The 8,987-nt window shown below is 41.6% G+C and carries 9 protein-coding genes and 1 pseudogene; 6 read left to right on the top strand and 4 right to left on the bottom strand.

The genetic code is table 11. The features are described from left to right. Positions 1-214 precede the first annotated feature (214 nt). Positions 215-703, bottom strand: a complete 489-nt coding sequence (gene rimI, locus QZ135_RS23675; RefSeq protein ID WP_294615418.1) for a ribosomal protein S18-alanine N-acetyltransferase — start codon at positions 701-703, stop codon at positions 215-217. 2 nt (positions 704-705) lie between these two features. Continuing rightward, positions 706-2,172 carry a RimK family protein gene (locus tag QZ135_RS23670; protein WP_294615416.1) on the bottom strand — a complete coding sequence of 489 codons (1,467 nt, stop codon included), beginning with the start codon at positions 2,170-2,172 and terminating at the stop codon, positions 706-708. A 150-nt stretch (positions 2,173-2,322) separates the two neighbouring features. On the opposite strand from QZ135_RS23670, the gene QZ135_RS23665 reads away from it, so the two are divergent. The 3 genes from QZ135_RS23665 (at position 2,323) to rpiA (ending at position 3,770) form a co-directional block, all read left to right on the top strand. Continuing rightward, complete coding sequence (locus QZ135_RS23665) at positions 2,323-2,808, top strand: PepSY-like domain-containing protein (RefSeq protein ID WP_294615414.1); 486 nt, start codon at positions 2,323-2,325, stop codon at positions 2,806-2,808. An 80-nt stretch (positions 2,809-2,888) separates the two neighbouring features. Next, entirely contained in the window at positions 2,889-3,059 is a 171-nt protein-coding gene (locus tag QZ135_RS23660; RefSeq protein WP_294615411.1) for a hypothetical protein, read from the top strand. Between the two features lie 9 nt (positions 3,060-3,068). Further along, positions 3,069-3,770 carry a ribose 5-phosphate isomerase A gene (gene rpiA, locus QZ135_RS23655; RefSeq protein WP_294615409.1) on the top strand — a complete coding sequence of 234 codons (702 nt, stop codon included), beginning with the start codon at positions 3,069-3,071 and terminating at the stop codon, positions 3,768-3,770. Positions 3,771-3,845: 75 nt separating this feature from the next. On the opposite strand, the gene purT is transcribed toward rpiA, so the two are convergent. Beyond that, on the bottom strand, positions 3,846-5,012 hold the full coding sequence (gene purT, locus QZ135_RS23650) for a formate-dependent phosphoribosylglycinamide formyltransferase (RefSeq protein WP_294615408.1): 1,167 nt from the start codon (positions 5,010-5,012) through the stop codon (positions 3,846-3,848). Between the two features lie 329 nt (positions 5,013-5,341). Here purT and QZ135_RS23645 point away from each other — a divergent pair, with 329 nt between their 5' ends. The 3 genes from QZ135_RS23645 to QZ135_RS23635 all read left to right on the top strand — a co-directional run bounded on the left by QZ135_RS23645 (position 5,342) and on the right by QZ135_RS23635 (position 8,718). After that, positions 5,342-5,791 carry a cold shock domain-containing protein gene (locus QZ135_RS23645; RefSeq protein WP_294615406.1) on the top strand — a complete coding sequence of 150 codons (450 nt, stop codon included), beginning with the start codon at positions 5,342-5,344 and terminating at the stop codon, positions 5,789-5,791. Positions 5,792-5,813: 22 nt separating this feature from the next. Continuing rightward, positions 5,814-6,203, top strand: coding sequence for an RNA-binding protein (locus QZ135_RS23640; RefSeq protein WP_294615404.1), 390 nt, complete (start codon positions 5,814-5,816; stop codon positions 6,201-6,203). Positions 6,204-6,309: 106 nt separating this feature from the next. Then, entirely contained in the window at positions 6,310-8,718 is a 2,409-nt protein-coding gene (locus tag QZ135_RS23635) for a TonB-dependent receptor (RefSeq protein ID WP_294615402.1), read from the top strand. A 27-nt stretch (positions 8,719-8,745) separates the two neighbouring features. On the opposite strand, the pseudogene QZ135_RS23630 reads toward QZ135_RS23635, so the two are convergent. Beyond that, positions 8,746-8,987 (bottom strand): annotated as a pseudogene (locus tag QZ135_RS23630) (UDP-GlcNAc--UDP-phosphate GlcNAc-1-phosphate transferase); the annotation flags it as partial.

The raw sequence follows: 8,987 nt of genomic DNA, 5'->3' as shown, positions 1-8,987 counted from the left end.
ACAGCCAATCTTTTGTTAACCTTAAATCTAATACTATGAAAAACACATTGCAAAGGTACGGCTTTTCTTGATTTCTCCAAATTTCAGAGCCAATCCGGGACGTTTTACAACAAGGTTTAATAGATATATTGACCTTGTTAACAATTTGATAGCAAAAATACGAAATTCCGCTATCTATTTAAACAAGAATTAAGAATAATGTGAAACAGAGGGGCTATAGCCTCTCTGTTTGTCTATTAAACGATGTATTCACAACTAACTTTTGCATATAGTGTGCATCTGTTCCATCATGATAATAATTCTTTCGGGTACCCGCACACTCAAACCCGTTCTTTTCATATAGGTGGATAGCAGATAAGTTGGAAACATTCACCTCTAAAGTAATCTTCCCTAAACTTTCCTTGTATGCTACATCCACAGCCTGGTCCATAAGCAACTGCCCCACCCCTTTTCCACGAAAAACAGGATGGACAGCAAGTGAATAGATACGCAGACGGCGTACATGTTTATTAATCAGCAGACTAAGGTACCCAATTATCCTCCCTTGAGATTCTACTACCAGAAAACACCCTTGGGCACGGTTGATAAGATAGGTAAATTGCCGCTTCGAGAAACTATCCTGCCCGAAACAAATTAACTCTATCTCCATGATTGACGAAATATCAGCTACCGTAGCCAGCCGAAATGCAAATTCCTGTTTCATTATCAGAAACGTTTAATATCCAGCATACGCCAGAAGTGATTCAGCAGTCTGTAATAGAGTTCGTCACCCAAAATAGCATCTTCCAATCCATGGTCAATGCTGGGGTTATCATTTATTTCAATAACGATAGCCCGATCGTTCACCATTTTTAAATCTACCCCATACAGTCCCTTTCCGATAAAGGAAGCAGCACGCAATGCCGTATCCAATACCTTACGTGGTACCTGATAGATAGGGATAGTTTCCACCAAGCCACAACGGCTCCGTCCGGAAGCATAATGACAATAGATTTGCCAATGCCCCTTGGCCATGTAATACTTGCACGCGTACAAAGGTTCTCCGTTCAAGATGCCGATGCGCCAGTCAAAATCTGTTGGAGTAAACTCTTGCGCCAAGAGAATTGACGACTTATCAAACAGCACCTTCAGAGCTTCGTCTAACTCTGCCTCATTATTAACTTTCTTCATACCGATAGAGAAAGAGCCATCTGGTATTTTTAAAATAAAAGGACTTCTAAGTTGCTTCGTAATTTCCTCATATGAATTAAGATTCGACTTGAACAACAGCATGGAAAGTGGTGCCGGAATCTTTTCTTTTTCAAATAATTCCTTCAGATAGACCTTATTAGTACAGCGAATAATAGACTGTGGATCGTCGATAACAGCCAAACTGTTTTGTGTGGCCAGTTGTGAAAGGTGGAAGGTGTAGTGGTTCAACGAAGTAGTGGTACGGATGAACAAAGCATCAAACTCCATCAGGCGCGTAGCATCTTCTTCTGTTATCAATTCAGCATTGATATCCATCTTCTTGGCTAATTCAAGCAGTTTATGAAGTGCTTTTTTATCACTTGGCGGAAACTTCTCTTCAGGGTCATACAGCACGGCCAGATTGTATCGGACAGATTTGGATGTTTGAGGATTACGCCATACCTTTCTGTTGAACAAATCCAACGCATTGGCGAAATAGTCCTCTTCTTCACTATTCATCGAACTCAGAGGCAAGAATTGAATATTCTCTATCTGATTTTTATGTCGTGTATTCAGCGTGACCCTTAATAGCGGAGACGGATAATTTTCGAAAATAAAACGGGCAATACGCTCCAATCCTTTCTCCTTGCAGGTACCAAAGTAAACATTGAAATACCATAAATCATTGGTTACATTGTTCTTTTGTATCCATTGATAACAGAGTTTCTGTAGACTGCTATCCATACGGATACCAGTACCCGCTTCTACCTTATTAATAATATCCACTCCGGGAATAACTTTATGCCCCCTCGTCTGGGCCAATAACGAACAATAATAGCCTTCGGAGTTATAGCTATAATCATTGCTCAGGTTGATTACTAATTTACGGTCCTTCCCTGGTGATTTATACTTCAGGTAGTCCGATACTGTCAAAATGCTGTTTGTTTTGGAATATGGTTTCCAATCATCCAAGCTGTCTACAAGAATCAATACATTGTTCATCTCATCTTTAAAAAAAGTGCCCGAAAGTAGTGAATTAAATGACATGTGATATCGCAAGGTCAATAATTATTTTAAGTGGCAAAAAAGCGATAAACAAAAGCCCTCTAACGTTGTTTCTAATAACAATTAAAACTAAAGCAAACCTTGATTATGAAAAAGTTTAAACTCAGTTTATTGGCAGGCTTATTGCTGGTAATATCAGATTCCGTTTTTGCAGGCACCCCACCCGTAAAAGTACAGGAAGCCTTTAATAAAATGTATCCCAAAGTAGCGAATACAGAATGGCTCCGGAAAAGTGATTACCACATTGCAGGATTTGTTCAGGATAATCAGGAAAAGGATGTATGGTTCAGCAAAGATGCACAGTGGATAATGACGGAAACCAATGTCGAAAGTCTTGAAGAAGTTCCTGCTCCCGTAGCCAAAGCATTTCTGAAAAGTGAAACGCCACCTATACAAATCAGATACATAAAGATTATAACTTTCCCTAAAATGCCCACTGTCATTATCATCGATATAGAAGAAGAGAATTCAGATAGGGAAATCCAGTTGTTTTATGCTCCGGATGGCACATTATTAAAAAGTTACGATGTAACTGGTGGTAACAGTGAAATATACCCCGAATTATTCGGATAAGGTAAAGTTCCCACCGAATGCTAAAACAATAACAACAAGCTGTGTGTTAATTATAAAAATAATTATAAATAACAAGACTTATGAGTAGACGTTCACAGCTTGAGCATGAAGTATCATTGGCTCAAAAGCGTATCAAAGATGCTCCCCAAAATACGCCGGCAAACATCAGAAAAATATGGGAACAAGAATTAGTTGACCTCGAAGTAGAGTTGAACAATCTGACTGACGACGAAGAGGATAATAACGATTAACATTAAACTATGAAATGGGATAATCAACTGATAGACCATTTACAATGGTCGAGTACAATCATCAACCGTGAAGGCAAAGAAATCGTGGCGCGGAAAATTGCAGCAATGGCAAAAGATGGTGACGTGATTGGAGCCGGTTCCGGTTCCACTGTTTATCTGACTTTATTTGCACTTGCAGAGAGGATTCTCCGAGAGTCACTGGCCATAGAAGTGATTCCTGCTTCTAAGGAGATTTCCATGACTTGCATACAGTTGGGCATACCGCAAACCACACTTTGGGCTAAACGTCCGGACTGGACATTTGACGGAGCGGATGAAGTAGATTCCGATCATAGTCTGATAAAAGGACGTGGTGGAGCCATGTTTAAAGAAAAACTTTTGATGAAAAGTAGTGGCAAAAGCTTCATTATTGTCGATAACAGCAAACTGGTTAAGCAATTGGGCAACCGTTTTCCAATACCTGTAGAAGTATTCCCGGAAGCATTGAATCTCGTGGAGAGTGAAATGCGAAGATTGGGAGCATCAGAAATTGTATTACGTCTTGCAAGTGGAAAAGACGGTCCGGTCCTGACAGAAAACGGCAACTTTATTTTCGACACCCATTTCAACTATATAGATCCTTCTCTTGAACAAAATCTGAAAGCAATCACCGGGGTAATTGAAAGTGGACTCTTTATAGGATATGACGTTGAAGTAGTAATAGCCAAATAAAAAAACAGGCGCAAATTCTCGTAATTCGCGCCTGAAAATATATTTAAATCTCTGTTCTTATTTATTAGGAGTATCTTAATATACTTCTACTTTTTCAGCAATACACTTTGCTTTATCCCGCAACGCATCTAAATCAGAGTTCAACGGTGCATAACACAATACAACTCCCATACGCCGGTTGACGCGTGTTGTTGGCTTGCCAAAAATTCGAAGATATGTGTCTTCCTCTTTCGTCACTTCCTCAATACCCCGATAATCCGGACGCTCCTGACTGGCAATAGTAGAAAGAATCACAGCACTTGCCCCTATGCGCTCCTGTTTGATGTTCGGAATAGGCAGACCAAGCACAGCACGCAAATGAAGCTCAAATTCATTTAGATTCTGTGTACCTGCCAAAGTTACCATACCGGTATCGTGCGGACGTGGAGAAAGCTCTGAAAAATACACCCCATTCTCATGACTCAAGAAGAACTCAACTCCCCAAAGGCCGGCACCGGTCAGAGCACATGTCACTTTCTCCGCCATTTCCTGTGCTTCCTTCAAATGAGTGGGATCAATGTGGGCAGGCTGGAAACTCTCACGATAATCTCCCCCTTTCTGCACATGGCCGATGGGCGGACAAAACAGCGTAGGTCCATTTTTTTGCGTCACCGTAAGCAGAGTTATCTCGCTATCAAACTTAATAAATTCTTCAATTATCAATTCTTTTATATCGCCACGACTTCCATTGCAACCATACTCCCAGGCATGTTCCAGTTCGTCGGCACTCTTCACTAAAGACTGACCTTTACCCGAAGAAGACATCAACGGCTTCACCACACAAGGGAAACCAATCTTTTCGGCAGCAGCTTTCAATTCATCCAAAGATTTGGCATAGAAATATTTAGCAGTCTTCAATCCTAAGTCTTGTGCAGCAAGGTCACGTATAGCTTTGCGGTTCATGGTAAAGTTTACGGCGCGAGCACTGGGTACTATCTGAATACCCTCCTTTTCAAAATCATAAAGACGCTCCGTCCTGATGGCTTCTATTTCCGGCACGATGATGTCCGGCTGGTGCTTGCTTACTACACGTTCCAAAGCATCGCCATCAAGCATGCTGAACACCTCACATTCATCAGCCACTTGCATGGCAGGCGCTCCAGCATACGAGTCGCAGGCTATGATATATTGACCTTTGCGTTGGGCTGAAATTACGAATTCTTTGCCCAGTTCACCGGAACCTAACAATAAAATCTTCTTCATTTTTGCTATGTGTTTATATTAAGAAGCACAAATGTACGTAAAAAAATAAGTTGCTTGCCCTTTAAATAATTAAAAAAACGGATGGATAGCTCATTTTTATCTGTATCTTTGTAGCATAAACAATAGGGTTTATTCTGAATTCTTCTTTGTGTATGTTTATTTTTGCGGAACTTCGCAAATTGCCCCATCCCCAAAATGACCTCATTATCAGCTCCTTTGTTCAGATTCAATTGCAAGTATACCATCATCCTATGGTTCCATACGGCAGTTAGTCAGTAGGAAACTAAATGCAGTGTTTTTAAGCTGCATAATATATAATTAAATTAAGAATGGCAGTAAAAAGAGTAACATCAAGTAAAAGAGACAGAGAAAAAGCGAAACAGAGTAAACGAGAAGAGAAACAAAAGAGAAAAGAAGAACGCCTTAGCACTGGTAGCCGTAGCTTCGAAGAGATGCTGGCTTATGTGGATGAAAATGGTATTCTTCATTCTACGCCCGAAGGTGTGAAGCCTAAGGAAGAGGTAGATGCTTCTGAAATAGAAATATCTGTTCCTAAGAAGGGCGAGGCAGAAGAAATTTTGCCATTAAACGGACGTATTGAACATTTTAATGTATCAAGAGGTTATGGTTTCATAAAAGATTTAGGAAGCGGTGAGAAATACTTCTTCCACGTCACGTCCGCTCCCGAAGGGATAACCGAAGGAGACAGTGTTACATTTGAAATTGAACGCGGTACGCGGGGTATGAACGCCGTGCGGATCTCAATCATTAATAAATAACAATTTTAACTTACAAAAAGAAATGAACATTTATGTTGCAAACCTAAGCTGGAACACAAACAGTGACAGCTTACAGGAATTATTCACACAGTATGGCGAAGTAACTTCAGCCTACATTATTAACGACAGAGAGACGGGACGTTCACGCGGTTTCGGCTTCGTAGAAATGCCGAATGATGAAGACGGTCAGAAAGCTATCGATGGACTTAATGAAACTGACTTCGAAGGCAAAACCATTGCAGTAAGCGTGGCTCGCCCAAGAACTGAGAGACCTGCAGGCGGCAACCGTGGTGGTGGCTATGGCGGCGGTAACCGTGGTGGCGGTTATGGCGGTGGCAACCGTGGCGGTGGTTACGGCGGCGGAAATCGTGGCGGTGGCTATGGTGGCGGTGATCGCGGTGGAAGATATTAATCTTACATTAGCTAAGACAATGAAAACTGTTCGGGATGATTCCCGGGCAGTTTTTTTATACCCTTATTACACCTATATATATCAATAATATCTATATTTGTATATTATGATAAGAACCAAACACATATTATTGACTCTCTCATTGCTGTTATGCAATGTCTGCATCTATGCCGCCGCAATCAGCTACTCCGTGCATGGAAAGATTATCGATAAACAGTCGCGACAACCGGTGGCCTATGCCAATGTCGTAGTTGTAGGTATTCCCGGCAAAGGAACATCCACCGATTCACTCGGCATGTTCCGTATAGAGCAGATGCCACCGGGCATTTATCGCTTCGAAGCAACACTTATAGGCTATAAGAGTGTAGTGACTCCTGAATACGTGGTTTCCGCTTCCACGCCTTTTATCGAAATAGAGATGGAAGAAGATGAAAACATGCTGGCGGCAGTGGTGGTCACCCCCTCTCCTTTCCGGAAGACAGTGGAAAGTCCGGTAAGTATGCGCATCATAGGTTTGCAGGAGATAGAAAAGAGTCCGGGAGGAAACCGGGATATTTCTCGTATCGTGAGGGCTTATCCGGGAGTATCGTTCTCTCCTATCGGATATAGGAACGATTTAATTGTACGGGGTGGCTCACCTTCCGAAAACCGTTTCTATATGGATGGAATAGAAATCCCGAATATTAATCACTTTGCCACTCAGGGAGCATCGGGCGGACCGGTCAGCATTGTTAATGCAGATTTGATACGGGAAATTAGTTTCTATACCGGAGCATTTCCGGCCAATCGTTCCGGTGCGATGAGTTCCGTGCTGGACTTCCGTTTGAGAGATGGTAATCCGGATAAACAGACTTTTAAAGCAACATTGGGAGCATCGGAAGTTTCTTTTAGCGGCAACGGACACCTAAGCGATAAGACAACCTATTTATTCTCTCTACGTCAATCTTATCTCCAATTGCTGTTCAAAGCTTTAGGGCTTCCTTTTTTGCCCAACTTCATCGACGGGCAATTCAAATTGAAAACAAAACTCTCGGCACACGATGAATTGACTATACTCGGACTGGTAGGCATCGATAAGATGAAACTGAATACTGACGAAAAAGGAGAAGATGCAGAATATATATTGAGTTATCTGCCCACCATTCATCAAGAGACATTTACTGTGGGAACTTCATATCGCCATTATGCAGGAAAGCATGTACAGACGCTGACGCTAAGTCATAATTATCTGAACAACCGTAATGTGAAATATCTGAATAACGACGAATCTTCCGATGATAACCTGACGCTTCGGCTTCGTTCAGTGGAACAGAAAACCACCCTTCGTTTCGAGAATCAAACGAGATCGGGGCAATGGACATTGAAGGAAGGTGCAGAACTAAATTACTCCAATTATACTAACCAGACAAGGCAACGGATATTCGGCTATACCACACTTTCCAATTACCGGACTGATCTGAATATATTCAGTTGGGGTGGTTTCTTCTCCACAGACTATATCAGCGCCGACAAACGTTTTTCTGCTTCCGCAGGCATCCGTACGGATGGAAACAACTACAACCGGGAGATGAAAGAATTATGGAAACAACTCTCTCCCCGTCTTTCCCTGTCTTACGAGCTTACCAAACAATGGACACTAAGTGGAAATGCAGGATTATATTACCAACTCCCCCCTTACACAGCATTAGGGTTCAAAGATAATAGTGGCAACTATACAAATAAGGATTTGAAATATATGCAGGTCATGGAGACCAGCCTCGGACTTGACTGGCATCTGCAAGATAGATTAATGATTTCAGCAGAGGGGTTCTTCAAGCGATACGAACGCATGCCTCTTTCTTTGCAAGATAACATCCCCCTGGCATGTAAAGGAGATGATTACGGCACAATAGGTAACGAAGCGCTTATTCCTGCCGCCGACGGGCGCTCCTATGGTGTAGAAGGAATGTTACGTTGGCAAATGCCGGGACGTTTTAACTTCGTATCCTCCCTTACTGTTTTTCGCAGTGAATACCGCAATGGAAACGGTGATAACAGCGATAATCTTTCCGGGACTAAATATATATCTTCTGCTTGGGATAACCGTTTTATCCTTAATGTGAGCGGAACGTATAATCTTCCCCGCCGTTGGAGTATCGGAGGAAAATTGAGTTATATCGGTGGTGCTCCCTACACTCCTTATGATGAAGAAAAGTCATCATTGGTTGAAGCATGGAATGCACAGGGACGCCCGTACTATGATTACTCAAAATATAACACTGAACGCTTACCCAACTTTGCACAACTTGATATACGCGTAGATAAATCCTTTTACTTTCATCGCTGCATGGTAGGGCTTTACATTGACATACAGAACATCATGGGAAATAAGCTGAAACAGCAGGATGTGATTATGAGTACAGGAGTCATTGAGAATCCATCTGCTCCTATCAAGGAACAAAGATACAAGATGAAGAACCTGAAACAGGAAAGCGGAACACTATTACCGTCGATTGGGGTGACTGTGGAATTTTAAAATGTCACTTATGAATTTTCAAGAGTTTTAATTAGTTTGAAGACAGAGATGAAAATATCTCCGCATGAAAAGAATATAGATGAGGCATAGAAGGAAAATAGAGGTAAGCAGGAATAGATATCCATGACTTTGAAAATACAGGTATCCTATAATTATTATAGCCTGTACTATCATATAAATCAGCGAAACGACAACATGCCGCATCTTTAATTCATTCGCCATCAATTGATACATATGTTTCCGATGGGGCAAACCGATATTCTCATGAA

This window comes from uncultured Bacteroides sp. (genome assembly GCF_905207245.1).
Taxonomy (GTDB): domain Bacteria; phylum Bacteroidota; class Bacteroidia; order Bacteroidales; family Bacteroidaceae; genus Bacteroides.
Note: the sequence above shows the minus strand (reverse complement) of the source record. Positions and strands in the feature narration are given on the sequence as shown.